At 59.5% G+C, this 20,166-nt stretch carries 16 protein-coding genes; 7 read left to right on the forward strand and 9 right to left on the reverse strand.

Translation table 11 applies throughout. From position 1 onward, the window contains the following. Window positions 1-8: 8 nt before the first annotated feature. Complete coding sequence (locus NWP14_RS11100) at window positions 9-1,310, reverse strand: MFS transporter (protein ID WP_095095422.1); 1,302 nt, start codon at window positions 1,308-1,310, stop codon at window positions 9-11. Between the two features lie 301 nt (window positions 1,311-1,611). On the opposite strand from NWP14_RS11100, the gene NWP14_RS11105 reads away from it, so the two are divergent. Then, window positions 1,612-2,685: a LacI family DNA-binding transcriptional regulator gene (locus NWP14_RS11105; RefSeq protein WP_331835713.1), complete on the forward strand. Its 1,074-nt coding sequence runs from the start codon at window positions 1,612-1,614 to the stop codon at window positions 2,683-2,685. Here the strand turns inward: NWP14_RS11105 and NWP14_RS11110 are convergent. The 6 genes from NWP14_RS11110 to moeA form a co-directional block, all read right to left on the reverse strand. Then, on the reverse strand, window positions 2,682-3,947 hold the full coding sequence (locus tag NWP14_RS11110) for a DUF1479 domain-containing protein (protein ID WP_095095425.1): 1,266 nt from the start codon (window positions 3,945-3,947) through the stop codon (window positions 2,682-2,684). The genes NWP14_RS11105 and NWP14_RS11110 overlap by 4 nt on opposite strands. Window positions 3,948-4,087: 140 nt before the next feature. Further along, window positions 4,088-4,903, reverse strand: coding sequence for a Cof-type HAD-IIB family hydrolase (locus NWP14_RS11115; protein ID WP_095095428.1), 816 nt, complete (start codon window positions 4,901-4,903; stop codon window positions 4,088-4,090). 192 nt (window positions 4,904-5,095) lie between these two features. Further along, a complete protein-coding gene (locus NWP14_RS11120; protein WP_375215319.1) occupies window positions 5,096-7,528 on the reverse strand; it encodes a formate C-acetyltransferase/glycerol dehydratase family glycyl radical enzyme in 2,433 nt (810 codons plus the stop codon). Window positions 7,529-7,532: 4 nt separating this feature from the next. After that, on the reverse strand, window positions 7,533-8,432 hold the full coding sequence (locus tag NWP14_RS11125) for a glycyl-radical enzyme activating protein (RefSeq protein WP_331850527.1): 900 nt from the start codon (window positions 8,430-8,432) through the stop codon (window positions 7,533-7,535). A gap of 156 nt (window positions 8,433-8,588) precedes the next feature. Continuing rightward, on the reverse strand, window positions 8,589-9,344 hold the full coding sequence (moeB, locus tag NWP14_RS11130; protein WP_375215320.1) for a molybdopterin-synthase adenylyltransferase MoeB: 756 nt from the start codon (window positions 9,342-9,344) through the stop codon (window positions 8,589-8,591). Further along, entirely contained in the window at window positions 9,344-10,579 is a 1,236-nt protein-coding gene (gene moeA, locus NWP14_RS11135) for a molybdopterin molybdotransferase MoeA (RefSeq protein WP_375215321.1), read from the reverse strand. The genes moeB and moeA overlap by 1 nt, the downstream gene beginning before the upstream one ends. Window positions 10,580-10,833: 254 nt before the next feature. Here moeA and iaaA point away from each other — a divergent pair, with 254 nt between their 5' ends. The 5 genes from iaaA (at window position 10,834) to gsiD (ending at window position 17,157) form a co-directional block, all read left to right on the forward strand. After that, a complete protein-coding gene (iaaA, locus tag NWP14_RS11140) occupies window positions 10,834-11,775 on the forward strand; it encodes a beta-aspartyl-peptidase (RefSeq protein ID WP_095095440.1) in 942 nt (313 codons plus the stop codon). Window positions 11,776-11,788: 13 nt separating this feature from the next. Beyond that, the gene (gene gsiA / locus NWP14_RS11145) at window positions 11,789-13,645 is read left to right on the forward strand and encodes a glutathione ABC transporter ATP-binding protein GsiA (protein WP_375215322.1); all 1,857 of its coding nucleotides are present in this window, start codon (window positions 11,789-11,791) and stop codon (window positions 13,643-13,645) included. A 37-nt stretch (window positions 13,646-13,682) separates the two neighbouring features. Then, window positions 13,683-15,224, forward strand: coding sequence for a glutathione ABC transporter substrate-binding protein GsiB (gene gsiB, locus NWP14_RS11150; RefSeq protein WP_346431832.1), 1,542 nt, complete (start codon window positions 13,683-13,685; stop codon window positions 15,222-15,224). 99 nt (window positions 15,225-15,323) lie between these two features. Further along, window positions 15,324-16,244: a glutathione ABC transporter permease GsiC gene (gene gsiC, locus NWP14_RS11155; RefSeq protein WP_095095446.1), complete on the forward strand. Its 921-nt coding sequence runs from the start codon at window positions 15,324-15,326 to the stop codon at window positions 16,242-16,244. Window position 16,245: 1 nt separating this feature from the next. Continuing rightward, complete coding sequence (gene gsiD / locus NWP14_RS11160) at window positions 16,246-17,157, forward strand: glutathione ABC transporter permease GsiD (protein WP_331835706.1); 912 nt, start codon at window positions 16,246-16,248, stop codon at window positions 17,155-17,157. Between the two features lie 87 nt (window positions 17,158-17,244). Here gsiD and rimO read toward each other — a convergent pair whose 3' ends face one another. Further along, the gene (gene rimO, locus NWP14_RS11165) at window positions 17,245-18,570 is read right to left on the reverse strand and encodes a 30S ribosomal protein S12 methylthiotransferase RimO (protein ID WP_375215323.1); all 1,326 of its coding nucleotides are present in this window, start codon (window positions 18,568-18,570) and stop codon (window positions 17,245-17,247) included. Between the two features lie 305 nt (window positions 18,571-18,875). Between rimO and NWP14_RS11170 the strand changes: the two genes are divergently transcribed. Beyond that, window positions 18,876-19,355 (forward strand): hypothetical protein, encoded by a 480-nt coding sequence (locus NWP14_RS11170; RefSeq protein WP_346432109.1) that lies wholly within the window; start codon window positions 18,876-18,878, stop codon window positions 19,353-19,355. 317 nt (window positions 19,356-19,672) lie between these two features. Here the strand turns inward: NWP14_RS11170 and NWP14_RS11175 are convergent, their stop codons facing one another. Next, window positions 19,673-19,951 carry a hypothetical protein gene (locus tag NWP14_RS11175; RefSeq protein ID WP_095095458.1) on the reverse strand — a complete coding sequence of 93 codons (279 nt, stop codon included), beginning with the start codon at window positions 19,949-19,951 and terminating at the stop codon, window positions 19,673-19,675. Window positions 19,952-20,166: the final 215 nt, after the last annotated feature.

Below are 20,166 nucleotides of genomic sequence, written 5' to 3' on the forward strand. Positions count from 1 at the left end.
ATCCACTCTCAGGCGCGCTTGGCGCGACGTTCAGCAATAAAAGCCACCAGGAAAACTGCGCCAATCAGGTCAAAGAAGCCCATGGCGACGAATAGCGGGTTGAAGCCAATCTTGTCGGCGGTCACCCCGATTAATAGGGAGAACAGGAAGCTGGCGATCCAGGCCGCGGAGCCGCGCATGCCGTTGACGGTCGCCATCTGGCCCTTATCGAACGACTCCACCACCAGCGCGCTCAGCATGCAGGAGATAATCTGGTGGCCGAAGCCGCCGATGGAGATCAGGATGATGGTGATGTAGGGGTCGCGGGTAATGGCGACGAGGGCCAGAGAAATCATCAGGAAAGCGCCGGTCAGCGAGCTTGCTACCACGGAATTAACCCGTGAACAGCCGAACCAGCGGGTGTACAGTTTGGTCAGATAGCCGCTGACCACGCTGCCGAGATCGGCGGCGAGGAACGGCAGCCAGGCGAACATGGCAATTTGCTTCAGGTCCATGCCGTGCTCTTTGGCGAGGTACAGCGGCACCCAAAAGCTCAGGACCGCCCAGGCGGGCTCCGCCATAAAGGCCGGGATCGCAATACCGTAGAAACGCTTATTTTTCGACACGGTTTTCAGCGCGGTAAAGAACGGCAGCTTCACCGCCGGCGGCTCGTTGTCCTGACGAATGAACTCCAGCTCGGTCTTGCTCAGATTCGGATGCTTCTCCGGATTGTTGTAAAACACCCACCACAGGATCACCCACAGCAGCGCCAGCACCCCGGTGAACATAAACGCGCCCTGCCAGCCGAAAGAGGCGTGGGCAAAATAGATGATCGGCGGCGCCAGCATCGCGCCGACGGAGAAGCCGACGCCGGCCCAGCCGGCGGCAATTGGGCGTTCAGATTTTGGAAACCATTCGCCGATGGTTTTGGCGTTGGCCGGGGTTGCGGCGGCTTCTGCTCCGCCCATGAAAAAACGCAGGATCGCCAGATGCAGCCAGCTGCCGGCACCGGCGTGGGCGATACAGGCCACGGCCCACAGGGTGGCGCAGATCATAAAGCCGAGCTTCAGGCCAATAACGTCAATAAGCCAGCCGCAGAGTGGCTGGAAGAGGGTGTAGGCCAGCTGAAAAGCGCCGACGATCCATGAATACTGCTCGGTGGTTATGCCCAGCGTCACCTTCAGCTCGGGGGCGATAATGCCTAAGGAGTTGCGGGTAATGTAGTTAACGGTGACGCCGAGTAAGAACAGGGTCAGCATCCACCAGCGTAGGTTTTTGACTACGCGGCGCGATTTACTGACCGCCATATCGTTGTTGAGGCCTTGGCTCATAGAACTCTCCACAAGAATTTTGTAGGGGGAAATGACCGATGCTCAGTCCCTGAGTTGTCATACCTGTTTTATTAACGCTATGAATATTATTGTTTTATTTATCTGGTTTTCCGTATAACTAGTATGGAAGTTATCGGACCAATTCAGGTTAAGATAGAAAATGAGCGGCCAATAGTCTTATTTATGCAACTTTTTTCATGAGATGAGGAAAAGCTCACGACAGATAGCGAATCTGGCTTGATAAACTGCTTTTTAGCGCCATGAAAATTCTTTCATTTGCAAGATGGAGCTGGATCACAAAATGGATAAAAAGCTGAGAATTGCCGAAATCGCGGCCCGCACGGGGATGTCGGCGAGTACCGTTTCCCGGGTGCTGGCGGGCAAAGCGAACACCAGCGAAAAGGCGCGCCAGCGGGTCCTGCAGTGCGCCCGCGAAATGGGGGTGATGGAGGGGCTCGCCGCCGGACGCATGCTGCTGAACAGCCTGGTGGTTTTCGCCCCTTCCCGGGCGTTTGATGAGCGCTCCGATATCTATTACTACCGGGTCATTCAGAGCATTAATAATGCGCTGGCGCCGCATGAGGTCCGCCTGCGAACCTGCGCGCTGGAAGAGAACGACAGCGATGCCAACCTGTTTTTGGCCCGCATGAACGAGGCGGAGACCGAGGCGGCCATTCTGCTGGGCATTGACGATCCGCATATTCACGATCTGGCCGCCGATTTCGCCAAACCCTGCGTGCTGATCAACTGCCGGGATGAGGGCATGCGCCTGACGTCGATCGCCCCGGATCACCGGCTGATTGGCCAGTTTGCCGCGCGCTATCTGTTTGAGATGGGGCATCGGGCGGTCATGAACGTGATGTGTCTGCGGCGCTACACCATGGAGCTGCGGCTGGTGGGCATCAAGGAGGCCTGGCGGGCGCGTAACCTACGTTTCCTCGACGGGCGAGATCTGATCGGCGTGGCGAACTTCAGCGCCAGGGAGACGGAGGAGCAGGTAGGAGAGTGGCTCGATGCTCAGGCGGGTAAGCCGCTGCCGACGGCCTTCCTGGTTGGCGGAGATTATATGGTGGTGGGGACCGTGAACGCCTTGCAAAAGCGCGGCCTGCGGGTTCCTCAGGACATCTCGGTCATGAGCATCGACGGGTTTAACCTCGCGGCTATCCAGGATGTGCCGCTTACCGCCGTCCACGTCCCGCGCGATGAGCTCGGCACTGAGGCGGTGCAGCTCCTGCAGCAGCGGCTGATCCGTCCCCACGCCCCGCGCGGTTCGCTGCTGCTAAACGGGACGCTGGTGGTTCGGGATTCGGTACGGCGGATACGGCCCGGCAGCCGCCGCACCGCCGTTGAGCAACAGGGGCTGTACGACGATTAAACGTCGATACCCAGCGCGCGTTTGCCGTGAACGTTGAGATCGTCGAGGGTAAAGCGCGCCTGCCAGTCGGTTTCGTAGTCTTCGCGCGGGAAATCGCCCGGCGATGCGCCTTTCTCTAGCGCGATTTTAACCTTGTGCGCGTAGGCGAGATTCTTCTCGCACAGCGGGGCGGCGGGGATATACATCACGTTGCCCCAGCCCTGCTGGTTTTCGACCGGCGCCACCGAGTGGATCACGTCGCAGTGCCACCACACCGAATCGCCGGCGCTGATGGCCGGGATCGCGCTTAGCGCTTTGATCAGCAGCGGGTGCCATTTCTCGGAAATCGGCAACACTTTACCCGGCGCCACGCCGCACAGCTCATCGTCAGGGACGTCGTCGAGCAGCGGACGCAGCAGAACGTAGGCCATCGCCTCCGGAATCGGCACCACGTGCAGCAGGCCCTGATCCGGGATCATATCGGAGAGCGCCGTCCAGCCCTGGAAGGTGCGGAATACCGAGCATTTGGTGGTGTTGTCGACGGTGTACTCTTCCACTTCGGTCCGGTGCGCCGCATCCCACGGGTCGTAAGCGTCAATATTGCCGTTAAAGACGTTGGCGAATACCTGCTGATAGGCGGGCAGCAGCCAGCGCTCGAGGGCGCCTGAATCGGTGTGCGCCCCCAGCCCCTTCGAGGTGGTGCCCGGCGGGCGGCGGCGGATGCGGTCAGGATAGATAACGCTGACGTCCGGGTCGAACCACTGCTTGCCGTCATGGCTGAAGGTCCACAGGCGGTTAAGGAACGACTGCACCGCGGCCATCTCGTCGCTCTGCCGCGCCTGCATCTGCGCCTGCGACCAGTAAATCGGGTAAATCTCCGGACGCGAGGCGTCGAGCGAGCCGAAGAAGGTATCGCCGGGGCCTTTGTAAACGTCGTCGAAGCGGTTGAGATCGAGGTATTCCAGCATCGAGTTATCCCACGCCAGCGCCCGCTCGCGTGAGAAGTGACCTTTGATCACCGCGCAGCCGCGGCGTCTGATGGCCTCGCGCTGGGCATCGCTCACTTTGCCCTGCGCAATATCGCTGAACGGGATAATCGGCCAGACCTCTTCCCCGCGCGCCTTGATGGCGTCAATTTCGTCCAGACGTGCGCTAATCCGCGCCGTCAGCCGATCGAACACGGCCTGCACATCGCCAATTTGCGCGCGCAGATCCTGTTTTATTTGTCGAATCGCCGCTTTGTGGTCGGCGGGGAGCGTTTCGCTGGTATGGATAACCGTCATGATAGCCTCACTTTGCTTTCATTCGAAAGTATTAAATCTTACAAACGTTAATTTAAGTTAAATTTAAGTTAATGCAAGTTTAAAAATTGGATGAGGTGCACAAAATGGAAAAAACCGGGGCAGGAGGCCCCGGCGGCAGGCTATTCGTTGAAGGGGGCGGCGTGGTCCACAACGGCCTGAATCACATTCAGCGCGCCGTGGTGGTTATTGTCATCGGTCGCAAAGCGGGAGATGGCCTTGATGCTATCGGCGGCGTTGCCCATAGCGAAAGAGTACTTCACCAGCTTCAGCATTTCGGCGTCGTTGCCGCTGTCGCCAATCGCCACGCACTCCTGCGGCGAGATGTGCCAGCGTTTCAGCAGGCGGCTGATACCGTTAGCTTTATGCAGGCCGGGGATAATTAAATCGACGAAGCCAAAGCCGCTGGTCACCGGCTTCATGATGCCGTCCAGCGAGACGTGCAGCTTATCAATAAGCTGCGGGATATCGCTGTCCGGCAGGTTAAGCGAGAACTTAAACAGCGTGTCGTCGATATCATGGTAACTGGCGATGCGCTGCAGACGATGATAGTGCTTTGACATCAGCGCGACGAAGCTGTCGGGCGCGCGGTCGCTGACGTAGGCGCTTTCAAGGCCGCAGGCGACGAAGTTGAGCTGCGGGTCTTTGAGCAGCTCGCCGATCACAATCTGCGACTCATGGCGGGTCAGCTCGCCGTGAAACAGCTGCCGGCCGTGCTCGTACACCAGCGCGCCGTTCTCGGCGACGAAGGAGATCTGCTCGCGAATTTCCGGGAAAAAGGAGATCAGCTGGTAGTACTGATTGCCGCTGGCGACAACGAATTCAATACCCTGCTTATTGAGCTGCGCGAACTGCGCGAGAAAACGCGAGCGGTCATACTGCTTGGCGTCATTGAGAAAAGTTCCGTCCATATCAGTGACGATAACTTTAATGGTCATACCTATGCTCCTGGCTTAACTGCGACCAGTAACATTCTAATTACAATGTGACCCAAAGCACAAATTTATTTCGAATGAAAGGCTACCCGCCGTCTTTGCGGCTTCCTGCCGCGCAAAATCCATAGGGTAAAACCGGCGGGTAGCCCGGCCAGGCGTAGCGCCAGCCGGGTGTTGTGTGATGCGGGGTCCGCTCTACAGCGTATGCTCGGTGCGGGCGATAATATCGTCCTGGGCATCCGGCGACAGGGCGGTAAAGAACGCCGAGTAGCCGGCGACGCGAACCACTAAATCACGATACTGGTCAGGGTGTTTCTTCGCGTCCAGCAGCGTTTCGCGCGAGACGATGTTGTACTGGATATGCCAGCCTTTGTGCACCTCGAAGAAGGTGCGCAGCAGCACCATCAGCTTCTGCTTATCGGACTCGTTCTCCAGCGTCGCCGGGTTGAGCTTCTGATTCAGCAGCACGCCGCCGAGAATCGCCCCGGTGGGGAGCTTACCGACCGAGCTAATCACCGCGGTTGGCCCGAGGTGGTCGGTCCCGGAAGCCGGGCTTGCCCCTTCGGCCAGCGGAGAGTGGGCTTTGCGTCCATCCGGGGTAGCCATCGTCTGGGCGCCAAACGGCACGTTGGCGGAAATAGACGAGGTCCCGGCGTAGTAGTTCCCGCCAATCGGGCCGCGGCCGTAGCGCGGATTATGGTAATGCTTCAGCTCGTCGATATAGGTTTGATAGGCGCGGGCCAGCAGGGCGTCGACGCTGTCCTCATCGTTGCCGTACTTCGGTGCGCCGTTGATTAATCGCTGGCGCAGCTGCTCGTGGGTCAGCCCTGCGAAGTCCTCCGCGAGGGCTCTCGCCAGCTGCTGCTGGCCGATGGCGCCCTGCTCGAAGACCAGCTTTTTCACCGCCACCAGGCTGTTGCCGAGGTTGGCGATCCCGACCTGCAGACCGGAAACCCAGTCATACTTCGCGCCGCCCTGTTTGATGCTTTTCGCCCGCTCGATGCAGTCATCCACCAGCGCGGAGCAGAGAATATCGTGTACGTTCTCTTCCAGCATGGTATCGACGACGTACTCAATTTCGATCGACTTACGCGTGTAGTAGCGGATCTGGGTATCCCAGTCGGCCAGCACCTGCTCGAAGCTGCCGAAGTTGCCTTTCGATAGCGCGTGCTCCTGCGGCAGAAACACCTGGCCGCTGGTGGCGTCGCGGCCGCCTTCCAGCGCGGCCAGCATCACGCGGGCGAAGTTGATAAAGCTCATCCCGGTGCAGCGATAGCCCCATTTGCCGCCCACGGCGGTTTCGATACAGCCAATCGCCGCGTAGTCGTAGGCATCCTGAGGCTCAATCCCGAGCTTGATGAACTCTGGAATAACGATCTCATCGTTATTGAACGCCGGCATGCCGAAGCCGCAGCGAATGACCTGCACGCAGGCATCGAGGAAGTCGTTGCTCATCCCGGCGTGGTAGCGCACGCTGAGGTTGGGCTGAGTCGAGCGCAGACGCCCGCAGGATTCGAGGATCGCGTACGAGAGCGGGTTCACCGCATCCTGCGGCTGGCCGTCGCGCAGGTTCTGGCCGCCGATGGTGACGTTCTGATACAGCGGGCTGCCCGCGGATGCTTTGGAGTGCGAGCCGGAGCGGATCTTGTTCACTTCCAGCAGCTTCAGCCAGCAGCTGTGCAGCAGCTCGATGGCATGCTCGCGGTCCAGCGACTGCTGGAGCTCGACGTCGCGACGGTAGTAAGGATACAGGTACTGATCCATACGGCCGAAGGAGACCGAATGGCCGTTGGATTCAATCTGCAGGATCAGCTGAATGAAGTAGCACAGCTGCAGCGCCTGCCAGAAGGTTTTCGGCGGCTCGTGGGCAACGATCTCGCAGCCTTCGGCGATAGTCAGCAGCTCGTCGCGGCGGGAGGCGCGGGTTTCTTCCGCCGCCATACTGCGCGCCAGTTCGGCAAAGCGCGTGCTGTGATTGCTGACCGCCTCCAGCACGATATCAATGGCCTTAAGGAACTGCTCGCCGTGCAGATCCTCCAGCACGGTCAGGTTAATACGCGAGCGGCGTTCGGCGACCTTAGCGCGCATGCCGTCGAGGCCTTTTTCCAGCAGCAGCGGATAGTTCACCGCGAGGTGAGCATCGCCGGAAGTCATGTTGCCTTCCGCTTTAATAATTCCGGCGGCGAGCAGCGCTTTTTGTTCATCGGTGAACATCCCGTAGCAGCGATCCTGCACGGTCTGACCGCGCCACCACGGGCAGATGTCATGCAGGATGCGCTTGTTCTCTTCGCTGACCGCGAAACCGGCGCCGGGACGATCGGCGAGATCGTCAATCTCCTTCTCAATCCAGCTGACGGTGTATTCCGGGAAAATTGGCGCCGCGCGCACTTCGCTGGCCTGGTTGCCGACGATCAGCTCGTCGTGTTTGATCCAGATGGTGCGTTCTGCCAGATGGTGGGCCAGCGCCAGCGCGCGGCGTACCGGGATCGGCTTATCCAGGTGCTGCTGATAAGCGGCGGTATAGTGCCGCGCCCGTTCGGTGCAGACCGGCGGCTTAACGATATGTACCAGCGCGGTTTTATGCGCCTGAATGCGGGGGCTTAGCGTATCCAGTTTCAGAGTGGTCATCATTTTATCCTCGTAGAGTAGCCGTTAAACCTTTGCTCTGAGCGTAGGTCTGCGCGAAGGCGAGCAGCTCGGGGGCAGCAAGGGGTTTGTCCGGAGCGGTATAGGGCTGACTGAGTAACTGATATTTGTTCATTCCCAGCGTGTGGTACGGCAGGAAGTGGATCTCGCCAACCTGCAGACGGTCGGCGGCAAAGTCGGTAATCGCGGCAATCGTCGCCTCATCGGCGTTGAAGCCCTGAATCAGCGGGACGCGGATGATGATTTTCTTCCCCGCCTGCGCCACGCGCTGCAGGTTATCGAGCACCCGGCCGGCGCTGCCGTCGGTCCACTCTTTGAAAATGGCTTCGTTGACGTGCTTGAGGTCGGCGAGGAACAGGTCAACATAGGGCAGCGAGGGCTCAACGTATTTCCACGGCACGTGCAGGCAGGTTTCGACCGCGGTATGAATCCCCGCCGCGCGGCTGGCCTGCAGCAGCTGCCGCGCCAGCTCGGGATTCATAAACGGCTCGCCGCCGGAAAGGGTCACGCCGCCGCCGCTGCGATCGTAAAAAGGCTTATCGCGCAGCACCGTGGCCATAATCTGCGCCACCTCTTTTTCTTCGCCGCATACGCTGAGGGCGGTTGTCGGGCAGCAGTCGCGCAGCCGCTCATAGCCTTCGGCGGTGAGCTTCTGGCGGTGGATAATCAGGCCGTCGAGTTTACGGGTTATCACATCCGGCGCGGCCTGCTGGCACAGATCGCAGCCCGCAAGGCACAGGCGGGCGTCGTACAGCAGATCCGCCGTGCGGGAGCGGCTTTCCGGGTTTTGACACCAGCGGCAGCCCAGCGAGCAGCCTTTAAGGAATACGACGGTGCGGATCCCAGGGCCGTCATGGGTTGAGTAGCGCTGAATGTTGAAAATCATGAAGGCCCCCCTTTTTTTTTGCATATGAAGATTAAATAACTTTCGAATGAAAGTTGTATTGATGCAAATCAACAAGCGGGGCGGGCCGCTGCGGCGAAGAGGGGAAAGTCGCGGTCGATCACAAATTTTCCGGCGACGGCCGCCGCCGGAGAAGGGCTAGCGGCTGGCGCAAACCTCGCACTGCGGGTCGCGCATCAGCTTAATTTCGCGGAACTGACAGGTCATGGCGTCGTACATGACCAGCTTGCCCGCGGCAGGCGTGCCGTACTGAGTTAAGACTTTAATGGCCTCCATCGCCTGCAGGGAGCCAATGACGCCGACCAGCGGCGCCATCACGCCAGCCTCAACGCAGGTGAGGGCATTCTCGCCGAACAGCCGGCTCAGGCAGCGATAGCAGGGCTCGTTATCCTGATACATAAAGACGCTGATTTGCCCCTCCATGCGGATCGCGGCGCCGGAGACCAGCGGCGTTTGATGCTGAAAACAGCCCGCGTTGAGCTGATTGCGTATCGCCACGTTATCGGTACAGTCGAGCACCAGATCGTGGGCGGCGATCTGCGCCGCCAGCGCCTGCTGGTCCAGCAGCGCATTCAGCGGGGTGAGCCGTACGTGGGGGTTGATCCGCGCCAGCGAATCGCGGGCGGAGTCCACCTTCGGCAGACCGATAGCGGCATCGCTGTGCAGCGTCTGGCGCTGTAGATTGGAGAGCGAGACGCTATCGAAATCGAGCAGGGTAAGCTCGCCGACGCCGGCCGCCGCCAGATACTGGGCGGCAGCGCAGCCCAGGCCACCGAGGCCGACCACCAGCACCCGGGCGCCTTTCAGCCGCTCCTGACCGTCAAAATCGAAATTGCGCAGGATTATCTGCCGGTTGTAGCGCAGCATCTCCTCATCGCTCAGCTCGACGTCCATCACAGCCCTCCGAAGAGGTGGTTAAAGGGTTCGACTTCGACCCACTCGCCCGCTTCCACGTTACCGCGCTCGCGCTCCAGCACGATAAAGCAGTTACCCTGGCTAAATGAGCTGAAAATGTGTGAGCCCTGATGACCGGTGGAGGTCACCACCAGCTCGCCGTCCGGGTTACGCTGCAGCACGCCGCGCTGGAAGTCGAGGCGTCCTGGGGATTTTTTCAGTCGCGTCGCCGCCCGCACGCGGAGGCGCATCGGCTGCGCGCCGCCCGCGCTGCCGCTCAGTTTTGCCAGCAGCGGCAGCACCAGCTGATAGAAGGTGAGGGTGGCGGAAACCGGATTGCCCGGCAGGCCGCAGAACCAGCTGTGGCTGAGCTTGCCGAAAGCAAAAGGTTTACCGGGCTTGATCGCCAGCTTCCAGAAGCCGATTTCGCCGAGCTCCTCAAGGATCTCTTTAGTGTAATCCGCTTCGCCGACCGAGACGCCGCCCGAGCTAATCACCACATCGGCCTGCTGGTCGGCGGCGATAAACGCCGCGCGCAGTTTTGCCGGGTCGTCGGCAATAATGCCGAGGTTGATCACCTCGCAACCCAGCTGCTGGAGCATCAGGTGCACCGCCAGGCGGTTGGTATCGTAGATTTGCCCGTCGCCAAGCGGTTGGCCCGGCAGCTGCAGCTCGTCGCCGGTAGAGAATACCGCCACGCGAACTTTGCGCACTACCTCGACGTCGGCGATGCCCAGCGACGCCAGCACCGGCAGCTCCGCGACGGTCAACGGCGTACCTGCCGGGAATACCACCGCGCCGTTAGCGATATCTTCGCCGCGACGACGAATATTCTGGCCGGGTTTTACCGCGGCGATGAAGCGAACGCCGTCGGCGGTTTGCTCGGTCTCTTCCTGCATCACCACCGCATCGCAGCCCTGCGGAACCGGCGCGCCGGTCATAATGCGAATGCAGGTTCCCGCAGGCCAGGCAGCGTGGAACGGCTGGCCGGCGAACGCTTTACCGGCGACCGGCAGCGCCGCGCCGTCGGCAAGATCGGCGAGGCGTACGGCGTAGCCGTCCATGGCCGAGTTGTCAAACCCGGGGACGTCCAGCGGCGAAACGAGATCATGGGCGGTCACGCGCGAAAAGGCCTGTAACAGCGGCACGGTTTCCACCGTATTCAGCGGCGTAATACGGTTGAGCATCTGGGTCAGGGCTGTGTCGAGAGGCATCAGTCCGGCGGTAAAATCCATGGGTTTCTCCTGCGGGCAAACATCGAAAACGCCTATTATGGCAGAAAAGTGCGGGCGGCTATATGCCACCTGGGTACAGGCTTTACATCACCGTCCGCTCTTTCTATATTCAAAAATTGTATAGGACAGTCAGCACGATAATGATATCTATACACTTTATTATTTAAGCTCGCTTTGCGGGGGCTGAGACCTGATGCGGCGTGAATAAATAGCGAAACCCGCGGCGGATCGGCGCAGCATGAAGGAATGGCGGAATGAGCAAGGCGGTGATAGCAATTCACGGTGGCGCAGGGGCAATCACCCGATCGCAGCTGACGCCGGAGCGCGAACGGCAGTTCATGGCGGCGCTGTCGGCGATTGTCGATAGCGGGCAGAAAATGCTGGCGGCGGGCGCCAGCGCGCTGGACACGGTCACCGAGGCGGTGCGCCAGCTGGAGGAGTGTCCGCTGTTTAACGCCGGGATCGGCTCGGTGTTTACCCGGGACGCCACCCATGAGCTCGACGCCTGCGTGATGGACGGCAACAGCCTGCATGCCGGAGCGGTTGCCGGCGTTAAGCATCTGCGCAACCCGGTACTGGCCGCGCGGCTGGTGCTGGAACAGAGCCCGCACGTGCTGCTGATTGGCGAAGGGGCGGAAGCGTTCGCCGCCTCGCACGGTATGGCGCGGGTGGAAAACGATCTATTTTCGACGACCGAGCGCCGTCTGCAGCTACAGCAGGCGCAGGAAGACGATGAGGTCGTCCTCGACCACGGCGCAGCGCCGCTGGACGAGCGGCATAAAATGGGCACCGTCGGCGCGGTAGCGCTGGATATCGCCGGCAACCTCGCCGCCGCCACGTCCACCGGCGGGATGACCAATAAGCTCCCCGGGCGCGTTGGCGATAGCCCGCTGCCCGGAGCCGGCTGCTACGCCAATAACGCCAGCGTGGCGGTCTCCTGTACCGGCACCGGCGAGGTGTTTATCCGCACCCTCGCGGCCTACGATATCGCCGCGCTCATGGAGTACGCGAACCTGAGCCTGCATGAGGCCTGTGAGCGGGTGGTGATGGAGAAGCTTCCGGCGCTCGGCGGCAGCGGCGGGCTGATTGCTATCGACAGAGAAGGCAACGTGGTGCTGCCGTTTAACAGCGAGGGGATGTATCGGGCCTGGTGCTACGCGGGCGATACGCCCACTATTGGTATTTATCGGGAATAAGGGGGAAGGGACGTTGCCGCATAGTCAAGAAATCGACGCCAGTGATGTTCTGGCGGTGCGCGATCTGAACGTGGCGTTCAGCCAGGAGCAGCAGACTTTTTCTGCGGTGCGGCATCTTTCGTTCAACCTGCGGCGCGGCGAAACGCTAGCCATTGTGGGCGAGTCGGGCTCGGGTAAGTCGGTCACCGCGCTGGCGCTGATGCGCCTGCTCGATGACGCCGTCAGTCAGATCAGCAGCGACGCGCTGTGGCTGCGTCGGCGCAATAATCAGGTCATTGCGCTTGGCGAACAGTCCGCTTCGGCAATGCGCCACGTGCGCGGGGCGGATATTGCGATGATTTTCCAGGAGCCGATGACCTCGCTGAATCCGGTGTTTACCATCGGGGAACAGATTGCCGAGTCTATTCGTCTTCACCAGCGGCTGGGTCATGACGAGGCGCTGCGCGAAGCGAAAAAAATGCTCGACCAGGTGCGGATACCGGAGGCGGAGGCCATGCTGTCACGCTATCCGCATCAGCTCTCCGGCGGGATGCGCCAGCGGGTCATGATCGCGATGGCGCTTTCGTGCCGCCCGGCCGTGCTGATTGCCGACGAACCCACCACCGCGCTGGATGTCACTATCCAGGCGCAGATCCTTCAGCTTATTGCCGTGCTGCAAAAAGAGATGGAGATGGGGGTTATTTTTATTACTCACGATATGGGCGTGGTGGCCGATATCGCCGACCGCGTGCTGGTGATGTACCGCGGTGAAGCGGTGGAGAGCGGGACGGTCGAGGAGATTTTCCGCGCGCCTGAGCACCCTTACACCCAGGCGCTGCTGGCAGCCGTTCCGCGCTTAGGCTCGATGCGCGGCAGCGACCTGCCGCGCCGCTTCCCGCTGCTCAATCAACGCGCGGCTGATGAAGGCGAACAGGATACCGTCGTCGCCGGCGAGCCGATTCTGCAGGTACGCGACCTGGTGGCGCGTTTCCCGCTGCGCAGCGGCATTTTGAACCGGATTACCCGCGAGGTGCATGCCGTTGAAAAGGTGAGCTTTGACCTCTGGCCGGGAGAAACCTTGTCGCTGGTCGGCGAGTCCGGCTGCGGCAAATCCACCACCGGTCGGGCGCTGCTGCGGCTGGTGGCGACCGAGAGTGGGACTATCGTATTTAACGGCGAACGTATCGATACCCTGGCCGGCGGCAGGCTCCAGGCGCTGCGCCGCGATATTCAGTTTATTTTCCAGGACCCGTATGCCTCGCTCGATCCGCGGCAAACGGTGGGCTACTCGATTATGGAGCCGCTGCGCGTACACGGGCTGCTGGAAGGCGAGGCGGCCCGCCAGCGCGTCGCCTGGCTTCTTGAGCGCGTCGGCCTGCAGCCTGAACACGCCTGGCGCTACCCGCACGAGTTTTCCGGCGGCCAGCGCCAGCGCGTATGCATTGCGCGGGCGCTGGCGCTGAATCCAAAGGTGGTGATTGCCGATGAATCGGTTTCGGCGCTAGACGTCTCGATTCGCGCGCAGATTATCAACCTGATGCTCGATTTACAGCGTGAAATGGGCATCGCATTTCTGTTTATTTCCCATGATATGGCGGTGGTTGAACGTATCAGCCATCGCGTTGCGGTGATGTATCGCGGGCGGATCGTTGAGATTGGCCCGCGTCGCGCCGTGTTTGAAAACCCGCAGCATCCCTATACCCGCAAGCTGATGGCCGCCGTACCGGTGGCCGACCCGGCGCATCGTCATCCGCAGCGCGTACTGCTCTCTGACGAGCTGCCGGGCAATATCTATAAGCGAGGGGAAGAGGTAGCCAGCGCGCCGCTACAACAGGTAGGGCCTGGGCATTTCGTTGCCCGGGAACCTGCCGCCGGCGTTCTGGGAAGATAACAACGACACCAATAACGCAGCATTTCAGGAGAACAACATGACACAACGCGTATCACGCAAATGGTTGCTGGCGCTGGGCGTCGCTTCGGCGCTGGCGACGGCGCCGGCGCTGGCCGCAAAAGATCTGGTGGTGGCGGTCGGCTCTAACTTCACGACCCTCGACCCTTATGATGCCAACGACACCTTATCCCAGGCCGTTGCCAAGTCGTTCTATCAGGGGCTGTTCGGCCTTGATAAAGAGATGAAGCTGAAAAACGTTCTCGCGGAAAGCTATACCGTTTCGCCCGACGGCCTGGTCTACACCATTAAGCTGCACCCGGGGGTGAAGTTCCAGGACGGTACCGATTTTAACGCCGAAGCGGTGAAGGCTAACCTCGACCGCGCCAGCAATCCGGATAATCATCTCAAGCGCTATAACCTGTACAAAAATATCGCCAGCACCGAGGCGGTTGATCCGACGACGGTAAAAATCACCCTCAGGCAGCCTTTCTCGGCGTTTATCAATATCCTTGCCCATCCGGCAACGGCGATGATCTCTCCGGCGGCGCTGAAAAAATATGGCAAAGAGATTGGTTTTCATCCTGTCGGTACCGGCCCGTATCAGCTCGATACCTGGAACCAGACCGATTTTGTGAAGGTGACGAAGTTTGCCGGCTACTGGCAGCCAGGCCTGCCGAAGCTCGACTCCATCACCTGGCGTCCGGTGGTGGATAACAACACCCGCGCCGCGATGCTGCAAACCGGCGAAGCGCAGTTTGCCTTCCCGATCCCCTACGAGCAGGCGCCGCTGCTGGCGAAAAACGACAAGCTGGAGCTGGTTGCCAGCCCGTCGATCATGCAGCGTTATATCAGCATGAACGTCACGCAGAAGCCGTTTGATAACCCGAAGGTGCGCGAGGCGATTAACTACGCCATCAACCGCCAGGCGCTGGTGAAGGTCGCCTTCGCCGGGTACGCCACCCCGGCTACCGGCGTCGTGCCGCCGTCTATCGCCTATGCCGAGACCTTTAAACCGTGGCCGTACGATCCGGCTAAGGCCCGCGAGCTGCTCAAAGAGGCCGGTTTCCCTAACGGATTCAGCACCACGCTGTGGTCATCGCATAACCACAGCACCGCTCAGAAGGTGCTGCAGTTTACCCAGCAGCAGCTGGCTCAGGTGGGCATTAAAGCGCAGCTGACGGCGATGGATGCCGGCCAGCGCGCGGCGGAAGTGGAAGGTAAAGGACAGAAAGAGAGCGGAGTACGCATGTTCTACACCGGCTGGTCGGCCTCGACCGGTGAAGCCGACTGGGCGCTGTCGCCGCTTTTCGCCTCACAAAACTGGCCGCCGACCCTGTTTAATACCGCCTTCTACGGCAATCCGCAGGTGGATAAAGACCTGACCGATGCCCTGAAAACGACCGATGCGCAGGAAAAAACGCGGCTCTACAAACAGGCCCAGGACATTATCTGGAAAGAGTCGCCGTGGGTGCCGCTGGTGGTGGAAAAACTGGTCTCCGCGCACAGTAAGAATCTGAGCGGTTTTTATATTCAGCCGGATACCGGATTCAGCTTTGAGCAGGCGGATTTAGCCCAGTGACGGTTGTTACCTTTATCCCGACCCTCTCCCCCGCGGGGAGAGGCCGCCGGGCCTTGCTCCCTCTGCCATTCGCGCAGAGGGTTCGGGTGAGGAGAGGCGATGCTTAATTATGTGATTAAACGCCTGCTGGGACTGATTCCCACCCTGCTGATTGTGGCGGTGCTGGTTTTTCTGTTTGTACATATGCTGCCCGGCGACCCGGCGCGGCTGATTGCCGGACCGGAAGCCGATGCGCAGGTCGTCGCGATGGTCCGCGAGCAGCTGGGGCTCGATCGGCCGCTGCACGTCCAGTTCTGGCACTATATCACCAGCGTGCTGCAGGGGGATTTTGGCATCTCGATGGCGTCGCGTCGCCCGGTGAGTAGCGAAATCGCCAGCCGCTTTATGCCGACGCTGTGGCTGACGCTTGCCAGCATGAGCTGGGCGGTGGTGTTTGGTATGGCGGCGGGGATTGCCGCCGCGGTCTGGCGCAATCGCTGGCCGGACCGGCTGGGGATGGCGCTGGCGGTGACCGGTATTTCCTTTCCGGCTTTTGCCCTCGGGATGCTGCTGATGCAGGTCTTCTCCGTCGAACTTGGCTGGCTGCCGACGGTGGGCGCCGATAGCTGGCGGCACTATATTCTGCCCTCCGTGACCCTGGGCGCGGCGGTAGCCGCGGTGATGGCGCGCTTCACCCGCGCATCTTTCGTCGATGTGCTGCACGAGGACTATATGCGCACCGCGCGGGCGAAAGGGGTCAGCGAGACGCTGGTGGTGCTTAAGCACGGCCTGCGCAATGCGATGATCCCGGTGGTGACGATGATGGGGCTGCAGTTTGGCTTCCTGCTCGGCGGCTCGATCGTGGTGGAGAAAGTCTTCAACTGGCCGGGGCTTGGCAGGCTGCTGGTTGATTCGGTCGAGATGCGCGACTATCCGGTGATTCAGGCGGAAGTACTGCTGTTTTCGCTGGAATTTATTCTTATCAATTTAGTGGTGGACGTGCTGTATGCCGCCATTAACCCGGCTATCAGGTACAAGTAAGGTGCGATTGCTCAACTGGAGAAGGCAGGCGGTTATCAACGCCATGCCGGGGATCAAACCCGGTCAGATACGTACGCCGTGGCATGAGTTCTGGCGGCGCTTTCGCCGTCAGCCGGTGGCGATGGGCGCCGGCGTTTTTGTTCTGCTGCTGATCGCGGTGGCCGTCGTGGCGCCGTGGGTAGCGCCGTTCGATGCGGAAAACTACTTTGACTACGATCGCCTCAACGACGGCCCGTCGATGCTGCACTGGTTCGGCGTCGATTCGCTGGGCCGGGATATCTTCAGCCGGGTGCTGGTCGGGGCGCAGATTTCGCTGGCGGCCGGGGTGCTGGCGGTGCTGATCGGCGCGGCAATCGGCACCGTACTCGGGCTGCTGGCCGGTTACTATGAAGGCTGGTGGGACCGGATAATTATGCGCATCTGCGACGTGCTGTTCGCGTTCCCGGGGATCCTGCTGGCGATCGCCGTGGTGGCGGTTATGGGGAGCGGGATGTCGAACGTGATCATCGCGGTGGCGATCTTCTCCATTCCGGCTTTTGCTCGCCTGGTGCGCGGCAATACGCTGGTCCTCAAGCAGCAGACTTTTATCGAGTCGGCGCGCAGCATCGGCGCCAGCGATGCGACGATCCTGTTCAGCCATATTCTGCCCGGCACGGTGTCGTCGATTGTGGTCTATTTCACCATGCGTATCGGGGTGTCGATAATCTCCGCCGCCAGCCTCTCATTCCTCGGCCTCGGCGCGCAGCCCCCGACCCCGGAGTGGGGGGCAATGCTGAACGAAGCGCGGGCGGATATGGTGATGGCGCCGCACGTGGCGCTGTTCCCGGCGATTGCGATTTTCCTGACGGTGCTGGCGTTTAACCTGCTGGGCGACGGCCTGCGCGATGCGCTGGATCCGAAGATAAAGGGGTAGGGTGAGAGAGGAGTCCGGAGAGGGCGCGCCGCGCCGCCTCCGGAAAGCTCCGGCTGGCGCTGACGCGTAGCCGGAGTAAGAAGCGTATTAAATCCGGCTACCCCACAGGTCGTACTCGTCGGCATGCTCAACTTTGACCCGCAGCACGTCGCCCTGTTTCACTTTGGTTTCGCCGTTCAGATACACCGCGCCGTCGATTTCCGGGGCGTCGGCCATGCTGCGGCCAATGGCGCCTTCTTCGTCAACTTCGTCGATAAGTACCATGATTTCGCGGCCGACCTTCTCCTGCAGACGTTCGGCGGAAATCTGCTGCTGCAGCTGCATAAAGCGGTTCCAGCGCTCCTCTTTCACCTCTTCCGCAACCTGATCCGCCAGCTCGTTGGCGGTAGCGCCATCGACCGGGCTGTATTTAAAGCAGCCGACGCGGTCAAGGCGGGCTTCTTTCAGGAAGTCGAGCAGCATCTGGAAATCTTCTTCCGTTTCTCCCGGGAAGCCGACGATAAAGGTCGAACGCAGGGTCAGGTCAGGGCAGACTTCACGCCACTGCTTGATGCGCGCCAGCTGGCGATCGGCGGAGCCCGGGCGTTTCATCATCTTGAGGATCCGCGGGCTGGCGTGCTGCAGCGGGATATCGAGATACGGCAGGATTTTACCTTCCGCCATCAGCGGGATCACGTCGTCGACGTGCGGGTATGGATAAACGTAGTGCAGGCGCACCCAGATACCCAGTTTTGCCAGCTCTTCGCACAGGCTGACCATGCTGGTTTTCACCGGCATGCCGTTGTGGAAACCGGTGCGATGCTTCACATCGACGCCGTAGGCGGAGGTATCCTGAGAAATCACCAGCAGCTCTTTCACCCCGGCGTCGGCCAGGCGCTTAGCTTCAGACAGCACTTCGCCAATCGGACGGCTCACAAGATCGCCGCGCATGGACGGAATGATGCAGAACGTGCAGCGGTGGTTACAGCCTTCGGAAATTTTCAGGTAAGCGTAGTGGCGCGGCGTCAGCTTAACGCCCTGTTCCGGCACCAGGCTCAGGAACGGGTTGTGCTTCGGCTTCGGCGTGTAGTGGTGTACGTGCTCGAGAACCTGCTCGTAGCTGTGCGGGCCGGTGATCTCCAGCACTTTCGGGTGAACCTCGCGGATCTGGTCGACTTTTGCGCCCAGGCAGCCGGTAACGATCACTTTGCCGTTTTCTTTTAAGGCTTCGCCAATCGCTTCCAGCGACTCCTGAACGGCGCTATCGATAAAGCCGCAGGTGTTGACGATAACCATATCGGCGTTTTCGTAGGTAGGAACCACGTCATACCCTTCGGTGCGCAGTTCGGTCAGGATGCGTTCTGAGTCTACAAGGTTTTTCGGACAGCCAAGGGAGACGAAGCCGATCTTCGGCTGGTGCGTTACATTGCTCATAGCTTAAAAAGTGTTCAATTATTGGAATGGTCAGGGCAGGGATTCTACAGAGGTTGGCGGGAAAATTGTACTGGTATCTCCGTTTTCGCCATCGGGCGGGCGATATTTATTACCACCCGTTTCCCAGGAAGTGAAGAGGGGAAAGCATAGCCGGCGAAGGGCGGCTGAAGATGCGGTATAAAAAGTGATTGAGCATCGGTTTAGACGCGCTGTGCTAGCGTTATGCTTTTCTTTTCAGGTTATCCGTTTGCCGTTTTCTGAGTTGGTCCATGTTTAAAAAACGAAGTTGTATATTAGGTATTTCAATGATGGCCGCAGGGCCAGGGTATGCCGGGGAGCTTAATTTATATTCGATAAATACCGGTTCGTATGTCTACCACCTGACGGGAAATCATGGGCAGTATAACGAGCATTTTAATAATCAGTTTCTGTCAGTAGAGCGAAAGTTTTCGCCGGATTCCAGATATAGCGCGTTAGCCGGGACGATGAAAAATAGTTTTGACGATCGCTGCCTGTCGCTGGGTATGAGAAGAGACTGGGTTGCAGGCCAAAGCGGCTGGACGTTTAAAGGCGTATACGCCTACACCGGGGAATTCTTTTTTAAAGCGTTCAGCCACTGCGGCGACTCGGGGGCCTACCGGACGGCGAAGAAGTTAACCGGGGTAGGCTTCTCCCCGTATGTTTATCATGGCCTGCAATATAACTTTACGGATTATTTTGGCGTTGAGGGCGGAATTATTATTCCGGCGATTTTCGTTATGAGTGTTCAGTGGAGTTTCCGCTAAGCAGTATTATCCCCAGTCGCATGTAATAATATCATTTCGGCTTGCGCACTGCGGCCTGTTCAGCCGTATGTCGGGTAGGTCGTCCTCTTTTTTATCTAAAGGGTAGCAGCTGCAAAGTACCAAAATACAGCAGAGCATCAGCAAAGGGCGGAGCATATATTGATCCTGAAAGTGAGCGCCGGACGTTGATATCTGGCGTCATCCCTGTCCAGCGTAGAATATCGCCTGATAAGACGGGCATGCCCGGTAATACCGATACAACAGTTCGGGAACTTACCGGCCCTGGGCGCTGCCCGAACTGCCTTTATACGTCGGGATTAAAGATTGCCGTACAGGCTAATCAGCACATTAATATGTACGGTGAGCGCCAGCATAATCAGCATGGCGATAAGGAACACAATCCCTAACCGCAGCACCCTGATCTTTTGCTCATTGATGCTTAAATCAGGGCAATGGCGGATTTTTTTACGCTGATACAAATACATAAGGCAGAGGGTGACGTAGATAACCGGTGACAGAATATGGAGGTAACTGTATGACCAAAGTAATAATTCACTGGTGCCCATAGCAATGAGCCAGACGAGGATAAATATCATGCTGCTTTCCGTAATAGGTAGAAGATTGGCGTGTTATTTTCTTTTGAAGAAAAAGTAAACTGAAAAAATGACATCGAAGAAAATCCACAGGCCGCTAAGAAAGAGGATGTGCTTGAATGCGCTAATCCAGAAGGTCGCGTCGCGGATAATTCTGTGATCCGCAAAGGGGGCCGCAGAGCTAAAATAGAGTACGTAGATGCTGACGGCCAGCATCA

Origin of the sequence: Klebsiella sp. C349492 (genome assembly GCF_042055345.1) — a bacterium.
Taxonomy (GTDB): domain Bacteria; phylum Pseudomonadota; class Gammaproteobacteria; order Enterobacterales; family Enterobacteriaceae; genus Klebsiella; species Klebsiella scottii.

Bases quoted from the DNA above. Each gene is read 5' to 3' on its own strand.
- NWP14_RS11100 (WP_095095422.1), bottom strand. From the start codon at position 1,310: ATGAGCCAAGGCCTCAACAACGATATGGCGGTCAGTAAATCGCGCCGC.
- NWP14_RS11105 (WP_331835713.1), top strand. From the start codon at position 1,612: ATGGATAAAAAGCTGAGAATTGCCGAAATCGCGGCCCGCACGGGGATG.
- NWP14_RS11110 (WP_095095425.1), bottom strand. From the start codon at position 3,947: ATGACGGTTATCCATACCAGCGAAACGCTCCCCGCCGACCACAAAGCG.
- NWP14_RS11115 (WP_095095428.1), bottom strand. From the start codon at position 4,903: ATGACCATTAAAGTTATCGTCACTGATATGGACGGAACTTTTCTCAAT.
- NWP14_RS11120 (WP_375215319.1), bottom strand. From the start codon at position 7,528: ATGACCACTCTGAAACTGGATACGCTAAGCCCCCGCATTCAGGCGCAT.
- NWP14_RS11125 (WP_331850527.1), bottom strand. From the start codon at position 8,432: ATGATTTTCAACATTCAGCGCTACTCAACCCATGACGGCCCTGGGATC.
- moeB (WP_375215320.1), bottom strand. From the start codon at position 9,344: ATGGACGTCGAGCTGAGCGATGAGGAGATGCTGCGCTACAACCGGCAG.
- moeA (WP_375215321.1), bottom strand. From the start codon at position 10,579: ATGGATTTTACCGCCGGACTGATGCCTCTCGACACAGCCCTGACCCAG.
- iaaA (WP_095095440.1), top strand. From the start codon at position 10,834: ATGAGCAAGGCGGTGATAGCAATTCACGGTGGCGCAGGGGCAATCACC.
- gsiB (WP_346431832.1), top strand. From the start codon at position 13,683: ATGACACAACGCGTATCACGCAAATGGTTGCTGGCGCTGGGCGTCGCT.
- gsiC (WP_095095446.1), top strand. From the start codon at position 15,324: ATGCTTAATTATGTGATTAAACGCCTGCTGGGACTGATTCCCACCCTG.
- rimO (WP_375215323.1), bottom strand. From the start codon at position 18,570: ATGAGCAATGTAACGCACCAGCCGAAGATCGGCTTCGTCTCCCTTGGC.
- NWP14_RS11170 (WP_346432109.1), top strand. From the start codon at position 18,876: ATGATGGCCGCAGGGCCAGGGTATGCCGGGGAGCTTAATTTATATTCG.
- NWP14_RS11175 (WP_095095458.1), bottom strand. From the start codon at position 19,951: ATGATATTTATCCTCGTCTGGCTCATTGCTATGGGCACCAGTGAATTA.